The following is a 26226-nucleotide window of genomic DNA, read 5'->3' as shown; positions in this document are numbered from 1 at the left end:
GAAGCATGCGCGCCCGGCGACGCTGGCAGGATCGCTGCCAGCGTCGTGGGATGGCTCAGCCAGCGACCGCCCGTACCGCCGCCACCAACGCGTCCATCTGCGCCGGCGTGCTGAAGATGCCCGGCGTCACCCGCAGGCAGGCGCCGGAGGCGAGCCCTTCGCGTGGCACCACGAACACCCCCGACTGCTTCACCATCCGCTGCGAGGTGGCGGTGTTTTCGCGCATCGTGGTCTGCCCGCGCAACCGGAACGAGGTGATCGCACTGGACAGGCGCGGGTCGTCCGACCCCAGCAACTGGATGCGCGCATCGCCGCGCAATGCGTCCATCCACTGAGCGCGCAGGCGCAGCAGGCGCGCACGCTTGTTGGCGACACCGATGCGCTCGTGCAGGTCCAGTGCGACCGGCAGCGCCATGTACGCCGCGAAATTGACCGTGCCGGTGTGCACGCGGGTGCGGATGTCGTCGTGATCCTGCTCGCCCATGTACGGATCCAGATCGCGGACACGCCCGCGGCGGACATACACCGCCCCGACGCCGACCGGCGCACCGATCCACTTGTGCAGGTTGATGCCGATGAAATCCACCCCCAGCGCGCGCAGCGGCGTATCCACCTGGCCGATGCCATGCGCCGCGTCGAGCACCACCTCCACGCCGGCCGCCCTGGCCAGCGCGGCGATCTCGGCCACTGGCAGCAGCATGCCGTTGCGGTGGTTGACGTGGGTCAGCAACAGCAGGCGCACGCGCGGGTTGGCGGCCAGCGCGCGGCGGTAGGTCTCCACGATGCTGTCGTGGTCGAACGGCTCGGGCAGCGTGATCGCCACCGGCTGCACGCCGCGCCGCGCCTGCAGCCATTGCATCGCGCTGATCATGCTGTCGTAGTCGGTATCGGCATACATCACCGCATCGCCTGGCGACAGCCCGCGGTAGCTGCCGATCAGTACCTGCATCGCCTCGGTGGCGCCACGGGTGAGCACGATCTCGTCGGTCTCCACGCCCAGCACCTGTGCCAGGCGTACGCGGGCCTGTTCGAACAGCGGTGGAAACGCCAGCCGCCCGAACCAGGCGTTGCCGGCATTCACCGTGGCGGTAGCCTGCTGGTACGCCTGCAGTACCGGGCGCGCCATTGCGCCCCAGTAGCCGTTGTCCAGCATCACGACCTCGTCGGTGAGGTCATACAGTGCGCGGACCTGGTCCCACCAGCCTTCATCACCGGCCAGCTCGGCCGGCGTGCGTGTGCCCACCGCCGGCAGCGCCATCGGCTCAGTGCCCATGGCGGTCGCACCGTTCAGCGCCGTGGCGAGTGGCAGGGCCAGCGCGCCACGCAGCAGATGTCGTCGTTGCCGGTCCATCAGTAGCGGATCCGGTATTCGGCGTAGAGGTTGCGGCCGTCAGTGTCATACGGCGCGTTCCGCGAGTAGATCAGGCCACGGCTGGCCTGGAAGCTGGCCTCGTCCGGGTAGCGGTTGAAGAGGTTGTCCGCGCCGATCCGCAGCGTCTGCTGCTCGGTGACGTTCCAGCTCACCGCCAGATCGACGAAGCTCATCGCCCCGAAGCGCTGGAAGATGTCGCCGGTGGCATTGCCCGAAGAGTCTGTCCATGCCCCGTAGTATCGCAGCTTGCCGAGCACGCTGAAGCGGCCCCACGCATAGGTACTGCTGAGCGTGGCCTTCTGCCGCGGCAGGCGCTCTTCGAAGATGCGGCGCTGGCTTTCGTTGGTGGCCACGCCGGTGGCACCACTGTCCACCTGGGTCTGGTTGTAGTTGTAGCCCAGCGTGGTGCTCAGGCGGCCCGCGCCGAGTGCGGTGGTGTGGCTGGCCACCACGTCGACACCGCGCGTGGTGGTATCGAAATCGTTGGTGTAGAAGCTCACCGAGGTGTACGCCAGCGGGTTGGGTACCCCGGCCGGCACCGCGAACGAGGCCGACTGGCTGAAGCGATCGGTGACCTTGATGTCGTACAGGTCCACCGAGCCGGAGAAGCCCAGCTCATTCTTCCAGGTCAGACCGAGCGAGGCGGTACGTGATTGCTCCGGCTTGAGCGGTTTGGCCCCCAGCTGGATCGCCAGCGGATCGCTGGGCGACAGGCGGCCGGTGGTGAACACCTGCAAGGTCACGGTGTCCAGGCCCTGCTGGGTGCTCTCGGTGTAGAGCTGGCCAGGGGTGGGCGCACGGAAGCCGGTGGAGACCGAGCCGCGCAGCGCCAGGTCCGGGGTGAACTCGAAGCGGCTGGAGAGCTTGCCGTCCACGCTCTCACCGAACGCGGAGAAGTGTTCGTAGCGGGTCGCCGCGCCCACGGTCCAGCGGGCGGTCAACGGCGCTTCGACATCGATGTAGGCCGCGCGGCTGCGCTGGCTCCAGCGCCCGGCATTGGCCGCGCTGAACCCCGGCGCACCGTTGGCGCCCCCGGCCAGGCCGGTCACCGCGCCCGGGCCGATCGCATACGACGCCGGATCACCGGCATCCACGCCGTAGGTTTCCTCGCGCGTCTCCGCACCGAAGGCGATGTTGATCGGCGCCGCCAGCGCGCTGACCGGCAGCGAGTAGACGATATCCGCGTTGAGGTTCTTCTCTTCCTGCGAGAGCCGGCCGAGGTAGAACGCGGTGGGGCTGTCCGGGCCGAGCGAGGCATTGATCGAGTTGCCCAGCGTGTAGTCGATGCGGTTGCGCCCGTAGGAGCCGCTCACATCCCAGCGCCAGCGCTCGCCCCAGTAACCGCGCAGACCGAGCACGCCCTGCAGATCGTCCTGCTCGTTGCCGTACTTCGGGCTGAAGCCGGTCGGATACAGGCTGCGTGCGTCCCAGCCAGGGAATACGCGGCTGCGGTTGTAGACCGAGGCGGTGCCGTCGGGATTGCGCCAGTTGAAGTCGCTGACACCTTCGCCATGGCCGTACAAACCGAAGCCGTACAGGTCGACGCTGTCGTTCAAGGCCAGGTTGAGGTTGAAGCCGAAGTGGCGGTTTTCCAGGTCCGGCTGTCCCCAGCGCTGCACCGGGTCGGGCACCACCAGATCGGGGTGGGCGTTCTGGAAGGCGATCGCATCGGCGCGTTGGCGGCTGCGCGAGGTGGCATCGGATTTGTCCCAGTCGGCGAACAGCGACAGGCTGCCCTTGTCGCCCAGCGCGAAGCCGTGGCGGCCCCCGATCTTGCGGCCCAGGCCATCGCCCTCGCTGTACTCGGAGAGCCCCAGCGACAGTTCGCCGCCGACCCGGTCATCCAGGATGATGTTGATGACACCGGCGATCGCGTCCGAGCCGTACTGCGCGGACGCGCCGTCGCGCAGCACTTCAATGCGCTGGATCGCATGCACCGGAATCTGGGCCAGGTCCGGACCCTGCGCGCCACGTGCGCCCAGCAGCGCCGAGCGGTGGAAGCGGCGACCATTGACCAGCACCAGGGTCTGGTCCGGCGAGAGGCCGCGCAGCGTGGCCGGCCGCACGAACACCAGGCCATCATTCATCGGCATGCGCTGGACCACGAACGACGGCACCAGCTGGGCCAGCACATCGTTGAGGTCGGAGGATTCGATCGCCTGGATTTCTTCCTGCGAGAACACGTCCACCGGGGCCAGCGTGTCGAACTGCGTGCGGTTGCTGCCGCGCGTGCCGGTGACGATCATCGTGTCCAGGGTGGCGGGGGCCGCGGCATTCCCTGCCGGGGCGGCCTCGGCACGCGCATCGGCGGCCAGGGCGAAGGTAAGGACGGACGACACCGCTACAGCAAGCACACAACGATTCACTGACGACTCCGCGTACGAACAGGTGGGGGGTTCGCCGTGACGGCTTGTCACGACATCCTCACAGTGTGTTGACGCGATATTGCCCGGCAGTGACACGCAGACGACCGTCGTTGCCGCCCCCGCACATACGCCCGCGCACGGCGTTTTCCTGGTTTCGACACCGCCATGACGCTTGTCTAACGAAATGATAATGACTATCATTCACTGATCGGCTGTACGCCTAGCCAACCGGCGCCCGGATGCCTCACGCCTTCCCTGCGCAACGCCCCGTGTACACCTCCTGATCCGCTGCCTCGCCTGCCCTGCTGCCCCCGGCAGCGTCACTGCGCGTGCGGCCGTTTTCCCACATTGGAAGTGTTGCCATGACCCGTTCGTCCGCGTCACCGTTGTCCCGGCCATCGTTGTTGACCCTCGCGCTTGTTGCTGCCCTCGCCGGGCCGGCGCTGCCCGCCTTTGCCGAGGCCGGGCCGAATGAGGCAACCACGCTGGACACGGTCAAGGTGACCGCCGATGGCGAGATCCCGAATTCCTACACGGTCAAGCAGGCCAGCACCGCCACCAAGTTGAACCTGTCGCTGCGCCACACCCCCCAGTCGGTCACCGTGCTGACCCGCCAGCGTCTGGACGACATGGGCCTGTACGCCCTGTCCGATGTGATGGGCCAGGTCACCGGCGTGCATGTGTCGGTCACCGATTCGGAGCGCATCAACTACATCTCGCGTGGCTACAGCATCACCAATTTCCAGATCGACGGGATGCTCAACACGTTTGGTGGCTCGCTCAAGACCAACACCGACAGCGCGATCTACGAGCGCATCGAAGTGGTCCGCGGTGCCACCGGCCTGACCACCGGCGCCGGTGATCCGTCGGGCACGATCAACATGGTCCGCAAGCGACCGACCCAGGAGATGGCGATGAGCGCCAGGCTGACCCTGGGCCGCTGGGGCAACCAGCGTCTGGAAGCGGACATCGGCGGCCCGATCGCGCTGGATGGCCGCGTGCGTGCGCGCTTCGTCGCCGCCAAGCAGCAGAGCGATTCCTTCCGCGATGTGTACCGTCTGGACAAGGACGTGTTCTACGGCATCGTGCAGGCCGACCTGACCGACAGCACCCTGTTCGAAGTCGGCTATGACTACCAGTCGCCGGAAACCAAGGGCGTGACCTGGGGCGTGGTGCCGTACTGGGGCCCGGACGGCAAGCCGGCCAACCTGCCCCGCTCGACCAACCTCTCGGCACGCTGGAGCAGCTGGCCGATCGTGGAGAAGACCACCTTCGTGCGCCTGGAGCAGCAGCTCGGCAACGGCTGGTCGCTGAAGGCCAGCGCGACCCGCGCCAAGCGCAACACCGATGGCGACGTCTGGTATGGCGCCCAGGGGTATCCGGCACCGGACGGCACCGGGGTGCGCGCCTATCTCTCGCATTTCGCCGAGCGCAGCGAAATGAACGTGTTCGACCTCAACGCCAGCGGCCCGTTCCAGCTGTTCGGCCGTGAGCACGAGCTGGTGGCTGGCGTCGGCCAATCCGTGCGCAAGGGCGAATCGCCTGCCTCGGCGTTCACGCAGCCGCCGGGCTATGACGTCGTGCCGGACTGGCGCCACTGGACCGGGGATGTCGCCCCGTTGCCGCTCACCCGGCATGACTGGCTGGCCTCGGAGAACGAGCTGACGCAGAAGGCCGCCTACGTGGCCGCCCGCCTGCAGCTGGCCGATCCGTTGCTGGCCGTGCTCGGCGCCCGCTACGGCAGCTGGGAAACCCGCAGTTGGCGCTACACCCACGATGCTGCCGGCAACCGTACCGGCACCACCCGCGGCGGCTACAAGCCGGACGATTCGCTGACCCCGTACTTCGGCCTGGTCTACGATTTCAGCAGGCAGTTCAGCGCCTACGCCAGCTACACCGACATCTTCCAGCCGCAGGACTACCGCGACAAGAACAACGACTACCTGGAGCCGGTGGTCGGCGACATGTGGGAGGCTGGCCTGAAGGGTGAATTCTTCGGTGGACGCCTGAACACCTCCGCCGCGGTGTTCAAGGGCGAGAAGGACAATGTCGCCGAGCTCGATGACTCGGTGCCGGCCGCCTCGCTGCCCGATGGCAGCAGCGCCTACCGTTCCACCGGCAAGGGCAACAAGGTCAAGGGCTGGGAACTGGAAGCCCAGGGCAGCCTGACCGCGAACTGGAACCTCTCGGCCGGTTTCGCGCACACCACCATCCGCAACCAGGCCGGCGTGGCGCAGAACACCACCAACCCGGTGGACACCTTCCGCCTCAACACCAGCTGGCGCCCGAGCGGTGAGTGGAACCGCCTGTCGCTGGGCGGTGGCGTGACCTGGCAGAGCCGGATCTACCGGACCAGCACCAAGCCGCGCGCGGATTACGCGACCAGCGGCCGTACCGAATCGGCGTTGATCACCCAGGACGCGTTCTACCTGGTGAATGTGTTCGCCGGCTACCGCTTCAACGACAACTTCTCCGCGCAGCTCAACGTCAACAACCTGCTCGACAAGAAGTACTTCAGCAACGTCGGTTTCTACAACGGCGTGTACTGGGGCGAACCGCGCAACGTGATGTTGAACCTGCGCTGGAAGCTCTGACACCAGCTCCAAGGGACCACTGCGACGCGCAGTGAACACGGCCACGGATGGCCACTATCCTTCATCACCGGCTGCGGCCGGTGATGCCCGTTTCCCCGATCGATCAGCAGGTTTCCGTGGACAGCACGCCGCACGCCAGCGCCAGGTTCAACCGTCTTGGTTCCTTCTTCACCCGCCCCTGGCTGGGTGTGTTGTCACGTTCGCTCGCCGCGATCTTCGGCGGCTACGCGCTGGCCGCGACCTGCTCGATGTTCTTCGCGGTCGCCCTGCCGATCGCGCGCGGGCAGGCCGTGCTGACCGGCATGATGGTGGCGATCGTGCTGTGCGCCTGCGCGGCGCTGTGGGCGTTCGCTACCCGCACCGCCCTGCGCGCCTGGGTCGGCATCCTGATGCCCACCGTGCTGTTCTGGGTGGGCACCCGCCTGCTGCAGGGGGCCGCATGAAGAACGGATTCCGCCAGTCGATGGCGTGGCTGCACACCTGGACCGGCCTGCTGGTCGGCTGGCTGCTGCTGCTGATTTTCATGGCCGGCACGGCCAGCTACTACCGTGAGGAAATCAGCCGCTGGATGCGCCCGGAGCTGCCGCGCAGCAGCGTCACCGCCGATGTGGCCGCCGAGCGTGCGCTGACCTTCCTGCAGCACAAGGCGCCACAGGCCGAGAGCTGGAACGTCACCCTGCCCGACCCGCGCAACCCGGCGATGCGCATGTTCTGGCGCAACCCCGAATCAATGGTCAAGCCGCCGGTGGAAGGCGAGCGTCGCCGGCGCGGCGGTGGCCGTTTCGGCGATGCCACCGTGGATCCGAACACCGGCGAGGAAATAGCCGCACGCGAAACCCGCGGTGGCGACTTCTTCTACCGCCTGCATTTCGACCTGCACTACATCCCGGTGTACTGGGCGCGTTACCTGGTCGGTTTCTGCGCGATGTTCATGCTGGTGGCGATCATCACCGGCGTGATCACGCATAAGAAGATCTTCAAGGACTTCTTCACCTTCCGACCGGAGAAGGGCCTGCGTTCGTGGCTGGATTTCCATAACGTCAGCGCAGTGATGGCGCTGCCGTACCACGCGATGATCACCTACACCGGCATCGTCACCCTGATGTTCATGTACCTGCCGTGGGGCGTGAGCGTGGCCTACCCCAAGGATGAGGAGGCGTTCTTCAGCGAGGCTTTCGCGCGCCTGGCCGAGATCGAGACCCCCGCCGAAGGACGCGCCACGCCGCTGCCGATCCAGCAGCTGCTGGACAGCGCCCGCGCCGAATGGAAGGGGGCCGATGTCGCCGGCTTCACCCTGTACCACCCGGGCGCAGCGAATGCGATCGTGGATATCACCCAGCGCGATGGAAAGCGCCTGTCGGTGGATACCCCGTCGCTGCGCTTCAACGCCATCACCGGGCAACTGCTCGAGGCCAGCCCGGCCTCCGGTGGTGCGACCCAGACCCGCGGCGTGATGTACGGGCTGCACCTGGCGCGCTTCGCCGATTGGGGCCTGCGTGCCCTGTTCTTCCTCTCGGGCCTGATCGGCTGCCTGATGGTCGCCAGCGGCGTGGTGCTGTGGGCGGTCAAGGAACGTCCCAAGCACGCCAAGTCCGGCAAGACCGGCTTCGGCCTGCGCCTGGTCGACGCGCTGAACATCGGCGCAGTGGCCGGCCTGCCGATTGCCTTCGCCACCTACTTCCTGGCCAACCGCCTGCTGCCGGTGCAGATGGCCGAGCGCTCCGCGGCCGAGGTCAATGCGTTCTTCTACGCCTGGGCCGCCGCATTGCTGGCCGGTTTCATCTGGCCCAAGCGGATGATGTGGACCTGGCAGCTGTATCTGGGCGGCGCGCTGTTCGCCCTGATCCCGGTGGTCAACGCATTGACCACGCACGCGCATCTGGGCGTGACCCTGCGTACCGGTGACTGGGTGCTGGCCGGCTTCGATCTGACCATGCTCGCCTTCGGCGCGATGCTGGCCTACTGCGGCCATCGCATGCAGCGTTGGCAGCCACCGTTGAGCGCCGCCGAGAAGAAGCGTCGCCAGCAGGCCGCTGCTGCGGGGGCCACGGCATGATGCTGCTCGCGATCACGCTGAGCTTTTCGGCGTTCACGGCGCTGTCGCTGGCCATGGACAAACACCAGCTGGATCTGCACGGCAAAGCCGGCGCCAGCGCATCGCGCATGCGGGTGTGGCGCTGGGTGGGCTGGACGTTGCTGACCGTCGCCTTCGCATTGTGCGTGCTGGATCACGGCTGGGCGATCGGCCCGGTGCTGTGGCTGGGCGCGCTGACGATCAGCGGGTTGCTGATCGCGTTCGGGCTGTACCCGTATCGCACGCGCTGGATCGCGCCATTGGCATGGGCGTTGCCGGTGGTGGGGCTGGCGGTGGCGCTGGTCGGGCGTTGAGGGAGCAGCCACGCATGGCGTGGCTCCACCTTCAGATCGATCCTTGCGGCGCACCCGCCGCACCCTCGCGGGCGTCGCCGCATCGCGATCGCCGGTCAGGGCACCAGTGAAAACATGTGCGCGTCGGCGGGACGGCCGTCGATGACCAGCCGGTTGCGTGCCACGCCCTCGCGAAGCGCGCCGGCCTTCTCCGCCACCCGTTCGCTGGCGAGGTTGCCCACCGCCACCACGATCTCCACCCGTTGCAGGCCCAGCGGCCCGAACGCCTGGGCAGCCAGTGCCCGGACAACGCGGGGCGCCACGCCCTGGCCACGGCACGACTGCCGTACCCAGTAGCCCAGGTTGCAGAACCGGGGATCGTGCTGGATCTTGTTCAGTCCCGCGCCGCCGACAAACGCCGCCGTGTCCTGCTCGAATATCCCGTACTCGCAGGCCGAGCCTGCCGCCCAGCCGTCGCGGCAGGCCTGGAACCACTGCAGCGCCTGCGCGACGCTGTAGTCGGCCGAGCTCCACGGCATCCAGCGCTGCATGCCCTCGGCCGATTCACGCACCGCCGCCACAAACGGGGCGGCGTCGGCATCCTGGAACGGACGCAGCAGCAGTCCGTCGGCGGTGAGCGGGCTGTCGTCCATGCCAGCCGCCATCGCTCAGGCGCCGTAGCGGCGCAGTTCCCACGCGCGGTGGATGCGCGGGTTGCGTTCGAAGTCCGCCCCGATGGTCTCGGGCGAAATCTCTTTGCACTCCGCGAATTCCTTGATCGCTTCGTCGTCCAGCTTGAAGCGGCGGAAGTTGTTGGAGAAGTACAGCACGCCTTCCGGGCTCAGGCGGGCCACGGCCGCGCGCAGCAGGCGCACGTGTTCGCGCTGGATGTCGAAGTCATCGGCGCGGGCCGAGTTGGAGAAAGTCGGCGGATCGCAGAAGATCACGTCGAAGCGGTGGCGCTCGGCCTCCAGCCACGCCAGTGCATCGGCCTGGATCAGCTGGTGCTGGCTGCCGCCCTTGCCGTTCAAGGCCAGGTTGTCGGCACACCACTGCAGGTAGGTGCCGGACAGATCCACGCTGGTGGTCGATGCCGCACCCGCCACCGCCGCCTGCACGCTGGCGACACCGGTGTAGCAGAACAGGTTGAGGAAGCGCTTGCCCTGGGCTTCCTGCGCCATGTGCCAGCGCAGCGGGCGGTGGTCCAGGAACAGGCCGGTGTCCAGGTAATCGAACAGGTTCACGCGCAGCAGCGCGTCGTTCTCGCGTACCAGCACGAATTCGCCGCGCTGCTCGAAGCGGCCGTACTTGCTGCCGCCCTTGCCCCGCTCGCGCGACTTCAGTGCGACCTGCTCGGCCGGCACCTGGAACACCTCGCGGGCAGCCGACAGCAGCTCGTTGCGGCGGCGACGCACATCGACATCGGGAATGGTCGCCGGGGCCGCGTATTCCTGCACATGCAGGAAGGTACGGCGGGCACCACCGTCTTCTTCGTAGACATCGATGGCGGCGGCGTATTCGGGCAAATCGGCATCGTAGACGCGGTAGCAGGTGATGCTCTCGCGCGCCCGCCACGTCTTGAATTTCTTGATGTTCTTGCGCAGGCGGTTGGCCACCATCTGCGCACCTTCGCTGAGCTCGCGCGGTTGGCCGGTGTTCTCGCGTTGCGGCACGGCGATCGGGTCGCAGACGATCAGCGCGCACTCGATGGCGCCGTTGAACAGCTGGTACTTCTTGTTGGCGCGCAGGCCGGTGGCAAATGCCAGGTCCGCACTGCCGCACAGCAGGCTGGCACGCCACTGCGGCACCGCGCGCTTGAGCGCGTCGCCGAGGCGGCGATACAGCAGCGCATCGGCGGCCAGGCGCTCGTCATAGGGCGGGTTGCAGACCACGCAGCCGGTTTCCTGCGGCGGCACCTGCACATCGGCCACGTCGCGAACGCCGAACCAGATCGCGTGCGAGACACCGGCGGTCTCGGCATTTTCCTTGGCCGCGCGGATCGCATGCGGGTCGATATCGCTGCCGTGGATGACCTGCTTGAGCGCACCGCGGCCCGCTTCCTCGCGCGCACGCGCTTCGGCCATCAGGGTGTTCCAGCTCTCACGGTCGAAGCCCAGCCAGCGGCTCGGCGGGATGCTGCCGTGTCGCTGCAGGCCCGGGGCGACGTCGGCGGCCATCAGCGCGCCTTCGATCAGCAGCGTGCCGCTGCCGCACATCGGGTCGAGCAGGCCACCGCCTTCGCTGTGGATCTTCGGCCAGTTGGCGCGCAGCAGCACGGCGGCGGCCAGGTTTTCCTTCAGCGGCGCCTCGTTCTGCGCCATGCGCCAACCGCGCCGATGCATCGGGCCACCGCCCAGATCGATCGAGATCGTGGCGCGGCCCTTGCGCAGCGAGAGGTTGATGCGCACATCCGGGAATTCGACGTTCACCGACGGACGTTCCAGACCCTGCGCGCGCAGGCTGTCGACCACGCCATCCTTGACCCGCTGCGCGGCGAAGCGCGCGTGGGTGATCTCGGTGCCGGACACATGGGCATCCACCGACAGGGTCAGCTCGGGGCTGATGTGCTGCTCCCACGCCATCGCCGACACGCCTTGGTAGAGCGAGCCCTCGTCCGGGCACTCGAACTCGGCCAGCGGCCACAGCACCCGGCTGGCCAGGCGCGACCACAGCACCACGCGCTGTGCCTGCGCCAGCTCGCCCTCGGCGTTGACGCCGGAAATGGTGGCGGTGGCCTTGTCCAGGCCGAGCGCCAACAGTTCGTCGGCGAGCAGATACTCCAGGCCCTTGGCGCAGGAAACAAAGAATTTCACGGAATCGGTATCGCAGGTCAGCGGAGAGGGGGTGCCCACGGGCACGGCAAGCAGCCGGGCACGGGGTCCCGGGGGGCCATTGTACGTGAGGCGGGCTGGATCGCCCGGCTTACAGCGAGGCCAGCAATTCCTCGAAGGCCCGGGTCGACGCCTCCACGTGGTTGGCCAGGCGGTGCCCGTCGTCCACCATCAGCAGGCGCGCGGAGCGGGCCTGGGCCCAGGCGATGACCTCGGCGGGCGGGATCAGTTCGTCGTGCCAGGCATGCACCACGCTGGTCGGCACCCGCGCCGCATCCAGCGCCGGCATCGGCCCCATGCGGGTCGGCGGCACCATCAGGAACAGCCCGCGGACCGGCACCTGCAGCGAGGCGATGGCCGAGATGTATGAGCCCAGGCTGGAACCGGCCAGCACCACCGGGCCCTGCGCGGCACGGGCGGTGGCCAGGGTGACCAGACGCTGCAGGCGGGCACGCACATCGCCGAGGCTGCTGACCTCGCGCTGGGCGTCCAGGTCGGTGTAGTCCGGGCGCTCGTGGGTCCAGCCCAGGCGGTCGGCCACCTCGGCCAGGGCGGTCACCTTGATGGCGTCCGGGCCGCTTTCAAAGCCATGGGAGAGAATGCTGTGGCCGCGGCTCATGCACACACCGGGCGGGAATCGATAGGAGCGTTCATGCCCGAATGCTAGCATCGCCGCATGCCCGACCGCGCCCCGCCCGCCATCGATGCACAGCCCCTGTCCTACCAGGACAGGCTGCTGCCCCGCACCCACGACGACATCGATCTGGTCGTCATCCACTGCACCGAACTGCCGGACCTGGCGATGGCGCGCGAGTACGGCGAGCGCGTGCTGTATGAGAGCGGCACGGGCAACAGCGGGCACTACTACATCGACCGCGACGGGCGCATTGTCCAGTACGTGTCATTGGACCGCATCGCGCATCAGGTCACGGGTTTCAATCCGCGCTCGATCGGCATCGAACTGGTCAACACCGGGCGTTACCCGCACTGGTGGGATTCCCGCCACCAGGCGATGGACGAGCCCTACCCGGATGCGCAGATCGCGGCGCTGATCGATCTGCTGCAGCACCTGTGCGGCACGCTGCCGGCGCTGGCGCATATCGCCGGCCACGAGTGGCTCGATACACGTGAAGAAGTGGCCAGCGACGATCCGGAGCGGCGCGTGCCGCGCAAGCGCGACCCGGGCCCGCTGTTCCCGTGGCCGCGCGTGCTCGCGGCGGTGCCGTTGCAGGAACTGCGTGGGTGAGCGGGTGTGCCGATGATCAGCCGGTGGCCACCGGGCGCGACGGATCGCTGACCCAGCCGCTCCACGAATCGGCATAGATCCGCGCGCCTTCCAGGCCGGCCGCTTCCATTGCCAGCAGCAGATGGCAGGCGGTCACGCCGGAGCCGCACATCAGGACCACCTCCTCCGGTGCATGCGTGCCGAGCAGCGGCTGCAGCGCCGCGCGCAGATCGTCCGCAGGGCGCAACCGCCCGTCATGCACATTCAACGCGAACGGACGATTCACCGCGCCTGGCACATGGCCGGCGACCGGGTCCAACGGCTCCACTTCGCCCCGGAAACGCTCGCCGGCCCGCGCATCGATCAGCCAGCCCGGAGCATGCTTGAGACGCGCCTGCACCTGCTCGACCGAGGCGATCTGGCTGCGGTCGAAGTGACCGGGGTAAGGCGGCAGCGCGGTCACTTGCGGCAGCTCGCTAGTAACCGGCAGACCGGCCGCCTGCCAGGCCGCGAAGCCGCCATCGAGGACGCGAACGTGCGCATGCCCGATCAACCGCAACAGCCACCACAGGCGCGCGGCGGCCATGCTGCCATCGCCGGCGTCATAGACCACCACCCGGGTATCGGGCCCGATGCCCCACTCGCCCAGGCGTGCGGCGAACGCCTCGCTGTCCGGCAGTGGGTGACGGCCATGGCCGGTGCGGCCCAGATCGGACAGATCCCGGTTGAGATCGGCGTACAGGGCGCCGGGCAGATGGCCCTGTGCGTACAGCTGCGCACCGGACTGCGGGTCGGCCAACGAGAAACGGGCATCCACCACGCGCAGCGGCGCTGCGGCACTGGCCGTCGCGCGTGCATCCATCAGGCGCGTGGCGCCCTCCTCCAGGGCCGGTGCGAGGGCGGTGACATCGATCAGCGGCGTGGTCATGCGGTCTGCTCCAGGCGGCGACGCAGGTTGTAGAGAATGGCGGCGGTCGCGCCCCAGATCCGTTGCCCCGGCCAGCCATACTCGAGCACGTGGCGGATGCGCCCGCGGTGATCGATCTCGACGTGGTGCAGGTTGGCCGGATCCATCAGGTACGCGAGCGGAACTTCGAAGACTTCGGCGACCTCGCCCGGTTCGGGCACGGCCACGAATGCGGGATCGATCACGGCCACGACCGGCATGACCCGATAACCGGTAATCGTCACGAACGGATCCAGGTATCCCAGTACCTGCACCTGATCCTGCTTGAGGGCGATTTCCTCATCGCTCTCGCGGATCGCGGCGGCCACCGCATCGCGGTCGTCCGGTTCCATGCGCCCCCCCGGGAAACCGACCTGGCCACCGTGATGACGCAACGTATCGGTACGCCGGGTCAGCAGCACCTGGGCACCGCCTTCGCGCGGAATGATGCCGGCCAGCACGGCCGCTTCAACCGGCGGGCCGGGTGGAAGAAGATCGACCAGCTCGCTGCGGTTCCAGCCATCGCCGGGCGGCGGCCGGTCCAGCGGATGCAGCGCGCGCATCAGGCGTTCGTGTTCGGCCAGCGAACCTTGCAGCGATTGCCGCAGTTGTTCGCGCAGGGGCAGCGTGTGCTGCATGACGTGTTGCTGTTCGGGTCGGCTCATGGTTCGCCAGCGGGTGATTTCATCCACGGTGCGCAGGCAGCCCGTGCAGACACCGGCGCGATCCAGCGCGCAGATTCCGATGCAGGGAGTGGGCACGGCATGCGGGGAGTGTTCCATCGATTGCACCGGTCAACAGTAGCGCGAATGCACGGAAACGAAAAACGCGCCGGTGTTGCCACCGGCGCGTTCTTGATGTTGCAGAAATTACTTGACGCTGACGAGCTTGATTTCGAACTGCACCGCAACGTTCGGCGGGAACGGCGTGCGCGGATCGGCACCATAGGCCTGTTCCGGCGGCAGCGTCACTTCCCACTTCGACCCGGCCGGCATCTGCAGCAGGGCTTCACGCATGGCCTTCATTTCGACTTCGCTGACCTTGATGCCCGGGATCTGCTGGGCCGGACGCGCTTCGGCCGGACGGGTGCCGAACGGGTACGGACCGGCCACTTCCAGCTGCACGGTGCTGGCCTGGGTCGGCTTGGCGCCCTTGCCGGCTTCGATCACGCGGTACTGCACGCCGCTCGGAAGCGACTGCACGCCGGCCTTGGCCTTGTTGGTGGCCAGGAACTGGGTGCTCTTGGTCTTGTTCTCGGCGGCAGCCTTGTCGTACTCGGCCTTGGCGGCCTGCGCACGACCCTGCTCACGCTTCTGGAAGGCTTCGACGGCGGGCTTCAACTGCTCGGCCGTGATCGACGGCTGCTTCTTGGCGTAGGCATCCTGCAGGCCCTTCACCACCGAGTTGATGTCCAGCTGCTCGCCGCGTGCGGTGAGTTCAGCCAGGTTGTTGCCGTAGTCGTAACCGAAGTAATAGCTCAGCTTGCCCTTTTCGGACGAGGTGTCCTGGGCGAAGGCATTGCCCGTCAGGGCCAGGGCCGCGACGGCGACCGCGATAGAACGCAACTTCATCAAACTTTTCTCCAGGGGTGGTAACTCAGGACGCGTTGGGCCGCCCTGAGGCGACGGGTTAGGATAGCCGCCGCAACGTTGAACCGCCACTAACGACGCAGGCTCTGACCTGACTTCGTTTCAAGAGTTCAACATCACTTTTTTTTAACGTTTTCAGGAGTCCTGCCGTGGCCGACGCCCTTATCGCGATTATGGACGATGGTGCCGTACGCACTGTGACGGTCAACCGCCCGGACAAACTCAACGCCCTCAACCGGGCGACGCTGGAAGCCCTGGATACGGCCTTCGCCGAGGCCGCTGCCGACCCTGCGGTGCGGGTGGTGGTGCTGACCGGCGCCGGTCCCAAAGCGTTCGTCGCCGGTGCCGACATCGCCGAAATGAACGGCCTGAGCGCGGTTCAGGGTCGTGATTTCTCCCTGCTCGGCCAAGGGCTGATGCGCCGCATCGAGCGCATGCCCAAGCCGGTGATCGGCAAGATCAACGGATTTGCGCTGGGCGGCGGCCTGGAACTGGCCATGGCCTGCCACCTGCGGGTGGCGGCGGAGACCGCCAAGGTCGGCCAGCCGGAGGTCAACCTGGGCCTGATTCCCGGTTTCGGCGGCAGCCAGCGGCTGCTGCGCCTGTGCGGCCGCGCTGCCGCGCTGGAGCTGTGCCTGCTGGGCACCCCGATCACTGCGGCCCGTGCCGCGCAACTGGGCATCGTCAACGAGGTCGTCCCCGCCGCGGAGCTCGATGCGCGGGTCCAGACCATCGCGTCGCAGTTGGCCTCGGCCGCGCCGCTGGCACTGCGCGGCATCCTGGATGCGATCCACATCGGCGGTGAGTGCCCGCTGGGCGAGGGCCTGGAGTACGAGAGCGCGCAATTCGGCCTGATGTTCGCCACCGAGGACATGCGCGAAGGGACCAACGCATTCCTGGCGCGCCGCCCACCGGTATTCCAGAACCGCTGAGCCATGTCGCCTCCCCCTACCGTTTCGCCGGCGCAGTTGCTGGCGCTCGTGCTCGATGATCACTGGGACGCCGCGCTGGACGCCGGGCTGATGGACTACGTTCCGCACCCGGGCGACGCACAGCTGCTGCCCGGTCATCCCGACCTGCCGCAGCGCCTGCAGCAGGCGCAGCAGCAGCTGCAACGGGCCTGGGCCGCACGCGAACGCTACCGTCAGCGCCAGCAGCGGCTCGCGCGCCGTGCCGCCGAACGCGATGCGCGCCGTGCACCGCCCCCCACACCCGAGATCCAGAAGCCCGCCCTGCCCTCTGCCGCCGCCGCGATCCTCGCGCGCGCCAAGGCCAAGGCCGCTGGCCGCACGTCCTGATGGCAACGATGAAGAAAACCGCCGCACGCACCGCACGCATGCCCAAGGCCGACGTGATCGAAATGTTCACGCGCCTGCGCGAACTCAACCCGCACCCAAAGACCGAACTGGAGTACAGCACCCCGTTCGAACTGCTGGTGGCGGTGACGCTGTCCGCGCAGGCCACCGACGTGGGCGTCAACAAAGCCACGCGCAAGCTGTTTCCGGTCGCCAACACGCCGCAGGCGATCCTGGCGCTCGGTGAGGACGGTCTGAAGAAGTACATCGCCACGATCGGCCTGTACAACGCGAAAGCCAAGAACGTGATCGCCGCCTGCGCGATGCTGGTCAGCCAGCACGGCGGCGAGGTGCCGCGTGATCGTGCCGCACTCGAAGCGCTGCCCGGTGTCGGTCGCAAGACCGCCAACGTGGTGCTCAACACCGCGTTCGGTCAGCCGGTGATGGCGGTGGACACCCACATCTTCCGCGTGTCCAACCGCACCGGCCTGGCGCCGGGCAAGGATGTGCGCGCGGTGGAGGATCTGCTGGTCAAGGTGATCCCCGCCGAGTTCCTGCTCGATGCGCACCACTGGCTGATCCTGCACGGCCGCTATGTGTGCAAGGCACGCAAGCCGGACTGCCCGCAATGCGTGATCCGCGACCTGTGCCGATTCAAGGAGAAAACCGCCGCCTGAACGGGGCACGCGACTGCCATATGGGCGCAACCCGGCGGTCATCTGCGCCGGGCATCAATAGCAGCCCCTGACGCCGCTTGGGATGCGGGCGATGACGGTTTGTCTGAAACTGTCACATTTACGCAATCTTCACTAATTAGCCTGCGCAGCATCTTCCCACCTGCCTGCAAGGCTCCTTCCATGAAACTGCATCGCCAACTTCTTACTGCGGCCGTGGCGGCTGCGCTGTTCGTTCCGGCCGCTCACGCTGAAGTGGCCATCGATGTGATCGGCGGTTCGGAAATCACGTTCGAGGGCCTGGTCCAGGCCGACGGCAACTGGTTCGACAACGATGTGACCGACCTCAACGGCGGTGATGCCGGCAACGGCAAGAACAGCGAATTCGAGCTGCGCCGCGCCGAGCTGGTGCTCAAGGGCAAGGGCCCGGGCAACGTGGAATGGGTGGTGGGCTACGACGCCAAGGCCGACAAGTTCCTGGACACCAACCTGAAGTACAAGCTGGCCGGCAACGCCAACCACTTCGTGCAGTTCGGCCAGTTCAAGCAGCCCAACAGCCTGGAAGAACTCTCCAGCACCAAGAACAACGACTTCATCTCCAAGGCCGCGGTCACCAACACCTACGCCGTGGCCCGCCGCCTCGGTGGCGCCTACAGCATCGGTGACAACAACTGGTCCGTCACCGCCAGCGCCTTCGGCCGCGAGCTGACCCGCAACCTGGCACACGGCAGCGGCTACGGCGCGCGTGGTACCTGGGCCCCGATCAATGACAAGGGCCAGGTCCTGCACTTCGGCCTGAGCTATGTGGACTACGACACCGACGCCGACACCCTGCGCGTGCGCGCCCGTCCGAACGCCGACCTGGCCACCGCGCGCCTGGTCGACAGCGGCAACCTGGTCGATACCGACCGCGTCAGCACGATCGGTGCCGAAGCGATGTACATCGGTGGCCCGTTCAAGGCCCAGGCCGAGTACTACACCAGCAAGGCCAAGCGTTACTCGCACGACAACTACAGCAGCGACGGCTACTACGTCAGCGGCCTGTGGAACATCAGCGGCGAGACCTGGGGCTACAAGGGCGGTACCCCGACCACCGGCCTGCCGGACGAACCGGGCCGCGGCATGTGGCAGCTGGGTGCGCGTTACGACCACATGGATCTCAACGACGGTAACCTGAACGCGAATCCGGTGGCCGGTCGCCCGCCGATCGTCGATGGCGTGCTGGGCGGCAAGATGGACATCTGGACCGTGGGCGTGAACTACTACTGGCGCTCCAACACCAAATTCGCGCTGAACTACGTGATGGTGGACAGCAAGAAGTACAGCTCGACCGCGCGCACGTTCGTCAACGACGACCCGAACATCCTCGAAGCGCGCCTGCAGTTCTTCTGGTAAGCCCTGCAACACGCGTGACACACAAAGGCGCAGCTTCGGCTGCGCCTTTTTCGTGCCCGCGCGCCGGTATGCGCGCGTATGCTGTGCGCCCTTTGCCCCATGGATGGAACCCGATGCGTATCGCCCTCCCGCTGTTGCTGGCCGCCGCGTGCAGTGCCGCCGCCCTGCCCGCCCAGGCGCAGGACTGCCATGACGCCCAGGCGGCCGCTGAGGAGGCCTACGTGGTGCGGGCGGACAATGCGCTGCCCGATCGCCTCGGCTATACCCGCGACACCGCCGCCAGCGTCTGCCGCCGATGGCCGGCACGCCCCGAGCTGACCTTGGTGGCCACGCCGGTCTGGCGCGACGGTGGCGACAACGACGCCCGCGATGGCGACGTGGAGGTGTTGGTAATCGATTCCGACACCCTCGCCACGCGCGCTTGGACGGTGCTGTCCGGCGCACTCGACAGCGATGCGATCTTCTACGACGGCATGCACCTGGATACTGCGCGCTACCAGCTTGCGCCGGACACCCTCGCCTTCGGCCTGCGCGTGCAGCGCCGCAATGGCTCCGGGCCCAATCCGTTCAGCGAAGAACAATTGCATCTGCTGGCGGTGCAGGCAGACACGCTGCGCACGCTCGGCCCACCGATGGTGTTGGGTCGTTTCCAGGCCGAGTGGGACACCCGCTGCGCCGGCGACTCCACCGACGTAACGCGCACCGTGGCCGTTGGGCCCAAAGGCAAACACGGCTTGGCCGATCTCATCCTGCGCGAGCGGCGGGTCACCACGCACAGCTGGATGGACGGGGACACCTGCCGCGACCAGGACACGCCAGTGGAGGGCGAGCGCCGCGTGCTGCGCTTCGACGGCCGCCGCTACGCGGTCCCGGAGGCGCTGCAGCCGCTGTGACACCCCGCCCGGAAGGCGTGTCACGAGGTGGTCATATGACAGTCGCTGCGCTGTCATCGAACCGTTATGGAATGAGCACCGGGCGGGACACCCCGCACCTTCATCCATCCCAGGAGCCACCCCGTGATCCACGCCTTCAAGTCGCGCGCCGCTGTTGCCGTCCTCGCCGCGTCATCCGTGTTTGCCGCCAACGCCGCCGATGTGACCGGCGCGGGCGCCTCGTTCATCTACCCGGTCATGTCCAAGTGGTCGGCCGACTACAGCACTGCCACCGGCAAGAAGGTCAACTACCAGTCCATCGGTTCCGGTGGTGGTATCGCCCAGATCAAGGCCGCGACCGTTGATTTCGGCTCCTCCGATGCCCCGCTGAAGCCGGAAGAACTGGCTGCCGCCGGCCTGGCCCAGTTCCCGTCGGTCATCGGCGGCGTGGTCCCGGTGATCAACGTGGCCGGCATCGCCCCGGGCGCGCTGAAGCTCGATGGCCCGACCCTGGGCAACATCTTCCTGGGCAAGATCAAGACCTGGAACGACCCGGCGATCGCCGCGCTGAACCCGGGCGTGAAGCTGCCCGACGGCAAGATCACCGTCGTGCACCGCTCGGACGGTTCGGGCACCACCTTCAACTTCGTCAACTACCTTTCCAAGGTCAACCCGGAGTGGAAGACCAAGGTCGGTGAAGGCACCTCCGTCCAGTGGCCGGTCGGCATCGGTGGCAAGGGCAACGAAGGCGTTGCCGCCTACGTGAAGCAGATCAAGGGCGGCATCGGCTACGTCGAACTGTCCTACGCGCTGCAGAACAAGATGTCCTACGCTGCGATGAAGAACGCCTCGGGCAAGATCGTGCTGCCGAGCGACACCTCCTTCGCCGCCGCTGCTGCCAGCGCCGACTGGGCCAGCGCGAAGGACTTCTACCTGGTCATGACCAACGCCCCGGGCGCCGATGCGTGGCCGATCACCGCCACCAACTTCATCCTGGTCCGCAAGCAGCCCAAGAACGTCGCCAACGCCAAGGCCACCCAGGAATTCTTCCGCTGGATCTACAAGAGCGGCGATGCGCAGGCCAAGCAGCTCGACTACGTCCCGCTGCCGGACACCCTGGTCAAGCAGATCGAGACCTACTGGTCGCAGAACCTGAAGTATTGAGGAAGTCACCACCCACGGTGGTGACCTACCGGTAGGTGCCGACCGTTGGTCGGTACGCGTCGCCCCCGACGCAACCCACCGGACAGAGCAATGGCGCCGGAGGGACCTCTCTCCCCCTTCCGGCGCCATCGGGCGCGGACCGCAAGGTTCCGCGCCTTTTTGTTGCCTGCCGCAAAATGCCCGACCCTTGTGCCGCAAGGCTTTGCGTGCGCTCGGTCACGGCGTCATCAAGCTGTAACAAAAACATCATTTCATAGTCGCGTCGCCGGAAAGACCGGCCCTTATCCCGCTATGGAGTGACGCATGAAACTGCACACGGCCAGCATCGCCGCCCTTTCCCTGGCCATCGCGCTGGGTCTTTCCGCCTGCAAGCCGGGCGCTGAAGGCCAAGCCGCCGCGCCGGCCACCGATGCGCCCGCTGCCGCTCCGGCCGCTGGCGATCGCCTGACCGCCGAGATTTCCGGCGCCGGTGCCTCCTTCATTTTCCCGCTGGTGTCCAAGTGGTCGGCCGACTACAACACCGCCACCGGCGCCAAGATCAACTACCAGTCGATCGGTTCCGGTGGCGGCATCGCCCAGATCAAGGCCGGCACCGTTGATTTTGGTTCCTCCGACAAGCCGCTGAGCAGCGAAGAGCTGGCCCAGGCCGGCCTCGGCCAGTTCCCGTCGGCGATCGGTGGCGTGGTGCCGGTGGTCAACATCGACGGCCTGGAAGCCGGCAAGCTGCGCCTGAGCGGCGCCCTGCTGGCCGATATCTTCCTGGGCAAGGTCAAGACCTGGAACGACCCGGCCATCGTCGCCGCCAACCCGGGCGTCAAACTGCCCGACGGCAAGATCACCCTGGTCCACCGTTCGGACGGCTCGGGCACCACCTTCAACTTCTCCAACTACCTCTCCAAGGTCAGCCCGGACTGGAAGAGCAAGGTCGGCGAAGGCACCTCGGTGCAGTGGCCGGACGGCGTGGGTGGCAAGGGCAACGAAGGCGTGGCGTCGTACGTGAAGCAGATCAAGGGCTCGATCGGCTACGTCGAACTGGCCTACGCGCTGCAGAACGGCATGCCGTACGCCTCGATGCAGAACGCCGCCGGCAACTGGGTGCAGCCGAGCGCGGAAACCTTCGCCGCGGCAGCCGCCAGCGCCGACTGGGCCAGTGCCAAGGACTTCAACCTGGTCATCACCAATGCCCCGGGCGACCAGGCATGGCCGATCACCGCCACCAACTTCATGCTGATGCACAAGCAGCCCAAGGAGGCCCAGCGCAGCAAGGACACCCTGGCGTTCTTCAAGTGGGCCTTCGAGAAGGGCCAGACCCAGGCCAACGAACTGCACTACGTGCCGCTGCCGGCCGAGCTGGTCACCCAGATCGAAGCCTACTGGACCAGCGAGTTCAAGTAAGCCAGACAGCGGGCCTGTGCACAGCGCAGGCCCGCTTTCCTCGCCGCACCACCCTGCCGAACCACCACTCGGGCCCCCGCCTCAGCCATGAATGCCATCGCCCAGCCTGTTCCCGCACCGTCCCTCCGCGACCTGCGTGATGCCCGCAACGACACACTGTTCCGCTGGGTACTGATCGCCACCGTCATCCTGGTGCTGGTCGCCCTGGCCTGCGCCGCGCTCTCCATGCTATGGGGCGGCCGCCATGCCCTGCAGGAGCAGGGCCTGAGCTTCTTCTACTCGTCCGAATGGAATCCGGTCGAGAACAAATTCGGTGCGCTCGCACCGATCTACGGCACCCTCGTCACCGCCCTGATCGCGATGGTCATCGCCGTCCCGGTGAGCTTTGGTATCGCCTTCTTCCTGACCGAGGTCGCCCCGCGCTGGCTGCGTGGCCCGGTTGGTACCGCCATCGAACTGCTGGCCGGTATCCCCTCGATCATCTACGGCATGTGGGGCCTGTTCGTGCTGGTGCCGGTGATGACCGAGTACGTCACCCCGTTCCTCAACGACCACCTGGGCACGATGCCGATCATCGGCCCGCTGTTCCAGGGCCCACCGCTGGGCATCGGCGTGCTCACCGCCGGCTTCGTGCTGGCGATCATGGTGATCCCCTTCATCTCCTCGGTGATGCGCGAAGTGTTCCTCACCGTGCCGACCCGCCTGAAGGAATCGGCCTACGCGCTGGGCTCCACCAAGTGGGAAGTGAGCTGGGACATCGTGCTGCCCTACACCCGCTCGGCGGTGATCGGCGGCATCTTCCTGGGCCTGGGCCGCGCGCTCGGTGAAACCATGGCGGTGGCCTTCGTGATCGGCAACAGCGTGCGCCTGTCGCCGTCGCTGCTGGAACCGGGCACCACGATTGCCGCGCTGATCGCCAACGATTTCGGCGAAGCCACTGAAACCTACCGCTCGGCGCTGCTGCTGCTCGGCTTCGTGCTGTTCATCGTGACCTTCGTGGTGCTGGCGATCGCCCGCCTGATGCTGATGCGCCTGGCCCGCAAGGAGGGCAACTGATGTCCACCGCCAACGCCCAACCGCTGTACCTGCGCCGCCGCATCGTCAACGTGGTCGCGCTGCTGATGTCCTGCCTGACCGCGCTGTTCGGCCTGTTCTTCCTCGGCTGGATCCTGTGGACGCTGGCCTCCAAGGGCCTGGCCGGGATCAACCTGGACCTGTTCACCAAGATGACACCGCCGCCGATGCAGGAAGGCGGCCTGGCCAATGCATTCTTCGGCAGTGCCGTGATGTGCGGCCTGGCGATCGCGATCGGCACCCCGCTGGGCGTGCTCGCCGGCACCTGGCTGGCCGAGTACGGCAACTTCCGCAAGGCCGGCACGGTGGTCCGTTTCGTCAACGACATCCTGCTCTCGGCGCCGTCGATCGTTCTGGGCCTGTTCGTCTATACCCTGTATGTGATGCAGACCGGTGGCCAGTTCTCGGCCTTCGCCGGTGCGCTCTCGCTGGCCTTCATCGTGCTGCCGGTGGTGGTGCGTACCACTGATGAAATGCTGCGCCTGGTGCCCTCGCAGATGCGCGAAGCAGCGCTGTCGCTGGGTATCCCGCAGTGGAAGGTGACCGTGCAGGTGCTGTACCGCAGCGCCGCCGCCGGCATCGTGACCGGCATCCTGCTGGCGCTGGCCCGCATCTCCGGTGAAACCGCGCCGCTGCTGTTCACCGCCTTCGGCAACCAGTACTGGAACAGCAACGTGTTCCAGCCGATGGCCTCGGTGCCGGTGGTGATGAACCAGTTCGCCGGCAGCCCGTATGAATCCTGGCAGGTGCTGGCCTGGGCCGGCGCGCTGGTGCTGACCGTGTTCGTGCTGCTGGTCAGCCTTTCCGCGCGCGGCATCCTGCTGCGCAACCGTATCTCCCATGACTGACCTTTCCACGGACATCGCCATGAACGATCTCTCCAATGCCGTGCCGATGCAGCGCATCGTGGTCCCGGCCTCGCATGAAAACCTGCAGACCCCGGCGCCGATCAAGCTGGCCGCGCGCGGTCTGGATTTCTACTACGACAAGTTCCATGCGCTGAAGGGCATCGACCTGGAGATTCCGGAAAAGCGCGTCACCGCGCTGATCGGTCCCTCCGGTTGCGGCAAGTCCACCCTGCTGCGCATCTTCAACCGCATCTACGCGCTGTACCCCAAGCTGGAAGCGCGTGGTGAAGTGCTGCTGGATGGCGAGAACATCCTCTCGCCGAAGTACCCGATGAACCGCCTGCGCAGCAAGGTCGGCATGGTGTTCCAGAAGCCGGTGCCGTTCCCGATGACCATCTTCGAGAACGTGGCCTACGGCATCCGCCACCACGAGAAGCTCTCCAAATCCGAGATGACCGACCGCGTCGAGCAGGCCCTGCGCCAGGGCGCGCTGTGGGACGAGGTGAAGGACAAGCTCAACCAGAGCGCGCTGGGCCTGTCCGGTGGCCAGCAGCAGCGCCTGTGCATCGCCCGCGCCGTGGCCCTGCGCCCGGACGTGCTGCTGCTCGACGAGCCGACCTCGGCGCTGGACCCGATTTCCACCAGCCGCATCGAGCAGCTGGTGGAAGAGCTCAAGCACGACTACACGATCGTCATCGTGACCCACAACATGCAGCAGGCCGCGCGCGTATCCGACTACACCGCCTTCATGTACCTGGGCGACCTGATCGAACACGACCGCACCGAAGTGATCTTCTCGCAGCCCAACAAGCAGCAGACCGAGGATTACATCACCGGTCGTTTCGGTTGATCGGCGCTGTCCCCTCACCAACTGTCCCAGCCAGGCATGGCCTGGCGCTACCCGGATTGCAGACCATGAATCTTCCCAACGACCACATCGTCAAGAGCTACGACGAAGAACAGCAGCGCCTGGTGGCCGAGATCGTGCGCATGGGCGAGATGGCCGTCGCCCAGCTGGAGGCGTCCATGGACGTCATCGAGAAGCGCGACGAGAACGCGGCCCAGCGCATCATCGCCAACGATGAAGCCATCGATGCGCTCGAGCAGCACATCAGCCACGACGTCATGCGCCTGGCGCTGCGCGGGCCGATGGCACGCGACCTGCGCGAGATCCTGGCCGGCCTGCGCATTCCGGCCGACATCGAACGCATCGGTGATTACGCCGCCAACGTGGCCAAGCGCTCGATCGCCCTGAGCAAGGTGCCGCCGCTGCCGCAGATCCAGGGCCTGCGTGCGCTGGGCCGGCTGGCCGCCCAGCAGGTGCGCCGCGCGATCGAAGCCTACCGTGACAACGACGCCGATGCCGCGCTGGCGCTGCGCGACGACGATGCCCGCCTGGACGCGCAGTACACCGCGCTGTTCCGCGAGCTGCTGACGTACATGATGGAGGACCCGCGCAACATCACCCCGTGCACCCACCTGCTGTTCATGGCCAAGAACCTGGAGCGCGTGGGCGACCACGCGACCAACATCGCCGAGAACGTGTGGTTCCTGGTGCATGGCGAGCAGGCCCTGCCGCCGCGTGAGAAGCGCGACGAGACCAGCAGTACCGATCACGTCTGAGCACCTGCTTCGGAAGCAGAACGCAACAGCCGCTGCCTTCGGGTGGCGGTTTTTTTTTGGCCGGAGCGTCCGGGCACTTCGGGAATGACGCGCTGCACTTCACGAAACGTTGAATCCTGTGTGAGGATTCGATGAGCCGGGCCGGTCCACCATGGCCGCACCTGCTGCCCCCACGCAGCCATCCCGGGCCCCGGCCCATTCCAAGGAGATCCACCCGATGAGCACACCCACCCGTTCGCTATCCCTGTTGGCAGCCACTGCGCTGGCCGCCGGCCTGGGCGTCAGCGCCTCGGCGTCCGCGTTGAGCATGACCGACCTGGCCCAGGGCTACCTGGTGGCCGGCCAAGCGGCGACCAAGGCGGCCGAAGGCAAGTGTGGCGAAGGAAAATGTGGTGCGCACGGCGGCAAGGCCGGCAGCAAGGCGGGCGACAAGGCCGCGACCGCCGGTGCCAAGACCGCCGAAGGCAAGTGTGGGGAAGGCAAGTGCGGTGCCGACAAGGGCAAGGCCGCCGGCGACAAGGCAACGGCCGGTGGCGACAAGAAGACGGCGGAAGGCAAGTGCGGCGAAGGCAAGTGCGGTGCCAGGCACTGACCTC

25 protein-coding genes are annotated in these 26226 nt (G+C 67.0%); 17 read left to right on the top strand and 8 right to left on the bottom strand.

What is annotated here, in order from left to right:
- Positions 1–55: 55 nt before the first annotated feature.
- Both NJD74_RS05765 and NJD74_RS05760 read right to left on the bottom strand, forming a co-directional pair.
- Positions 56–1351 (bottom strand): aminotransferase class V-fold PLP-dependent enzyme, encoded by a 1296-nt coding sequence (locus NJD74_RS05765; RefSeq protein ID WP_319623829.1) that lies wholly within the window; start codon positions 1349–1351, stop codon positions 56–58.
- Positions 1351–3711, bottom strand: a complete 2361-nt coding sequence (locus NJD74_RS05760; RefSeq protein ID WP_319623828.1) for a TonB-dependent receptor — start codon at positions 3709–3711, stop codon at positions 1351–1353. Before NJD74_RS05760 ends, NJD74_RS05765 begins: the two co-directional genes overlap by 1 nt.
- A 389-nt stretch (positions 3712–4100) precedes the next feature.
- Here NJD74_RS05760 and NJD74_RS05755 point away from each other — a divergent pair, with 389 nt between their 5' ends.
- The 4 genes from NJD74_RS05755 to NJD74_RS05740 all read left to right on the top strand — a co-directional run bounded on the left by NJD74_RS05755 (position 4101) and on the right by NJD74_RS05740 (position 8720).
- Entirely contained in the window at positions 4101–6332 is a 2232-nt protein-coding gene (locus NJD74_RS05755) for a TonB-dependent siderophore receptor (RefSeq protein ID WP_319623827.1), read from the top strand.
- A gap of 83 nt (positions 6333–6415) precedes the next feature.
- Positions 6416–6775 (top strand): DUF3649 domain-containing protein, encoded by a 360-nt coding sequence (locus tag NJD74_RS05750; RefSeq protein ID WP_319623826.1) that lies wholly within the window; start codon positions 6416–6418, stop codon positions 6773–6775.
- A complete protein-coding gene (locus tag NJD74_RS05745; protein ID WP_319623825.1) occupies positions 6772–8388 on the top strand; it encodes a PepSY-associated TM helix domain-containing protein in 1617 nt (538 codons plus the stop codon). The genes NJD74_RS05750 and NJD74_RS05745 overlap by 4 nt, the downstream gene beginning before the upstream one ends.
- Complete coding sequence (locus NJD74_RS05740; RefSeq protein ID WP_319623824.1) at positions 8385–8720, top strand: DUF3325 domain-containing protein; 336 nt, start codon at positions 8385–8387, stop codon at positions 8718–8720. The genes NJD74_RS05745 and NJD74_RS05740 overlap by 4 nt, the downstream gene beginning before the upstream one ends.
- 95 nt (positions 8721–8815) lie before the next feature.
- On the opposite strand, the gene NJD74_RS05735 is transcribed toward NJD74_RS05740, so the two are convergent.
- The 3 genes from NJD74_RS05735 to NJD74_RS05725 all read right to left on the bottom strand — a co-directional run bounded on the left by NJD74_RS05735 (position 8816) and on the right by NJD74_RS05725 (position 12149).
- Entirely contained in the window at positions 8816–9352 is a 537-nt protein-coding gene (locus NJD74_RS05735) for a GNAT family N-acetyltransferase (RefSeq protein WP_284128128.1), read from the bottom strand.
- Positions 9353–9367: 15 nt separating this feature from the next.
- On the bottom strand, positions 9368–11512 hold the full coding sequence (rlmKL, locus tag NJD74_RS05730) for a bifunctional 23S rRNA (guanine(2069)-N(7))-methyltransferase RlmK/23S rRNA (guanine(2445)-N(2))-methyltransferase RlmL (RefSeq protein ID WP_319623823.1): 2145 nt from the start codon (positions 11510–11512) through the stop codon (positions 9368–9370).
- Positions 11513–11621: 109 nt separating this feature from the next.
- Entirely contained in the window at positions 11622–12149 is a 528-nt protein-coding gene (locus tag NJD74_RS05725; RefSeq protein ID WP_319623822.1) for a hypothetical protein, read from the bottom strand.
- Positions 12150–12206: 57 nt separating this feature from the next.
- On the opposite strand from NJD74_RS05725, the gene NJD74_RS05720 reads away from it, so the two are divergent.
- Positions 12207–12776 (top strand): N-acetylmuramoyl-L-alanine amidase, encoded by a 570-nt coding sequence (locus NJD74_RS05720; protein WP_319623821.1) that lies wholly within the window; start codon positions 12207–12209, stop codon positions 12774–12776.
- Positions 12777–12792: 16 nt separating this feature from the next.
- Here the strand turns inward: NJD74_RS05720 and NJD74_RS05715 are convergent, their stop codons facing one another.
- The 3 genes from NJD74_RS05715 to NJD74_RS05705 all read right to left on the bottom strand — a co-directional run bounded on the left by NJD74_RS05715 (position 12793) and on the right by NJD74_RS05705 (position 15272).
- Complete coding sequence (locus NJD74_RS05715; protein ID WP_319623820.1) at positions 12793–13683, bottom strand: sulfurtransferase; 891 nt, start codon at positions 13681–13683, stop codon at positions 12793–12795.
- Entirely contained in the window at positions 13680–14483 is an 804-nt protein-coding gene (locus NJD74_RS05710) for a CoA pyrophosphatase (RefSeq protein ID WP_046272021.1), read from the bottom strand. The genes NJD74_RS05715 and NJD74_RS05710 overlap by 4 nt, the downstream gene beginning before the upstream one ends.
- An 87-nt stretch (positions 14484–14570) precedes the next feature.
- A complete protein-coding gene (locus NJD74_RS05705; protein WP_046272022.1) occupies positions 14571–15272 on the bottom strand; it encodes an FKBP-type peptidyl-prolyl cis-trans isomerase in 702 nt (233 codons plus the stop codon).
- Positions 15273–15439: 167 nt separating this feature from the next.
- Between NJD74_RS05705 and NJD74_RS05700 the strand changes: the two genes are divergently transcribed.
- The 12 genes from NJD74_RS05700 to NJD74_RS05645 all read left to right on the top strand — a co-directional run bounded on the left by NJD74_RS05700 (position 15440) and on the right by NJD74_RS05645 (position 26222).
- The gene (locus NJD74_RS05700; RefSeq protein ID WP_046272023.1) at positions 15440–16222 is read left to right on the top strand and encodes an enoyl-CoA hydratase-related protein; all 783 of its coding nucleotides are present in this window, start codon (positions 15440–15442) and stop codon (positions 16220–16222) included.
- Positions 16223–16225: 3 nt separating this feature from the next.
- Complete coding sequence (locus NJD74_RS05695) at positions 16226–16588, top strand: hypothetical protein (protein WP_046272024.1); 363 nt, start codon at positions 16226–16228, stop codon at positions 16586–16588.
- The gene (gene nth / locus NJD74_RS05690) at positions 16588–17262 is read left to right on the top strand and encodes an endonuclease III (protein ID WP_319623819.1); all 675 of its coding nucleotides are present in this window, start codon (positions 16588–16590) and stop codon (positions 17260–17262) included. Before NJD74_RS05695 ends, nth begins: the two co-directional genes overlap by 1 nt.
- A 180-nt stretch (positions 17263–17442) precedes the next feature.
- Positions 17443–18654, top strand: a complete 1212-nt coding sequence (locus NJD74_RS05685) for an OprO/OprP family phosphate-selective porin (protein ID WP_026070196.1) — start codon at positions 17443–17445, stop codon at positions 18652–18654.
- A gap of 113 nt (positions 18655–18767) precedes the next feature.
- Entirely contained in the window at positions 18768–19547 is a 780-nt protein-coding gene (locus NJD74_RS05680; RefSeq protein ID WP_102789201.1) for a hypothetical protein, read from the top strand.
- A 123-nt stretch (positions 19548–19670) separates the two neighbouring features.
- Positions 19671–20690, top strand: coding sequence for a phosphate ABC transporter substrate-binding protein PstS (pstS, locus tag NJD74_RS05675; RefSeq protein ID WP_070471808.1), 1020 nt, complete (start codon positions 19671–19673; stop codon positions 20688–20690).
- 303 nt (positions 20691–20993) lie between these two features.
- Complete coding sequence (gene pstS, locus NJD74_RS05670; protein WP_319623818.1) at positions 20994–22085, top strand: phosphate ABC transporter substrate-binding protein PstS; 1092 nt, start codon at positions 20994–20996, stop codon at positions 22083–22085.
- A gap of 87 nt (positions 22086–22172) precedes the next feature.
- Complete coding sequence (gene pstC, locus NJD74_RS05665) at positions 22173–23141, top strand: phosphate ABC transporter permease subunit PstC (RefSeq protein WP_019185892.1); 969 nt, start codon at positions 22173–22175, stop codon at positions 23139–23141.
- Positions 23141–24007 carry a phosphate ABC transporter permease PstA gene (pstA, locus tag NJD74_RS05660; protein ID WP_019185893.1) on the top strand — a complete coding sequence of 289 codons (867 nt, stop codon included), beginning with the start codon at positions 23141–23143 and terminating at the stop codon, positions 24005–24007. The genes pstC and pstA overlap by 1 nt, the downstream gene beginning before the upstream one ends.
- A gap of 19 nt (positions 24008–24026) precedes the next feature.
- Complete coding sequence (gene pstB, locus NJD74_RS05655) at positions 24027–24857, top strand: phosphate ABC transporter ATP-binding protein PstB (RefSeq protein ID WP_019185894.1); 831 nt, start codon at positions 24027–24029, stop codon at positions 24855–24857.
- A 65-nt stretch (positions 24858–24922) separates the two neighbouring features.
- The gene (gene phoU, locus NJD74_RS05650; protein WP_319623817.1) at positions 24923–25630 is read left to right on the top strand and encodes a phosphate signaling complex protein PhoU; all 708 of its coding nucleotides are present in this window, start codon (positions 24923–24925) and stop codon (positions 25628–25630) included.
- A 217-nt stretch (positions 25631–25847) separates the two neighbouring features.
- On the top strand, positions 25848–26222 hold the full coding sequence (locus tag NJD74_RS05645) for a hypothetical protein (protein WP_319623816.1): 375 nt from the start codon (positions 25848–25850) through the stop codon (positions 26220–26222).
- Positions 26223–26226 lie beyond the last annotated feature (4 nt).

Source organism: Stenotrophomonas sp. RG-453 (genome assembly GCF_033843685.1).
GTDB lineage: Bacteria > Pseudomonadota > Gammaproteobacteria > Xanthomonadales > Xanthomonadaceae > Stenotrophomonas > Stenotrophomonas bentonitica_A.
Note: the sequence above shows the minus strand (reverse complement) of the source record. Positions and strands in the feature narration are given on the sequence as shown.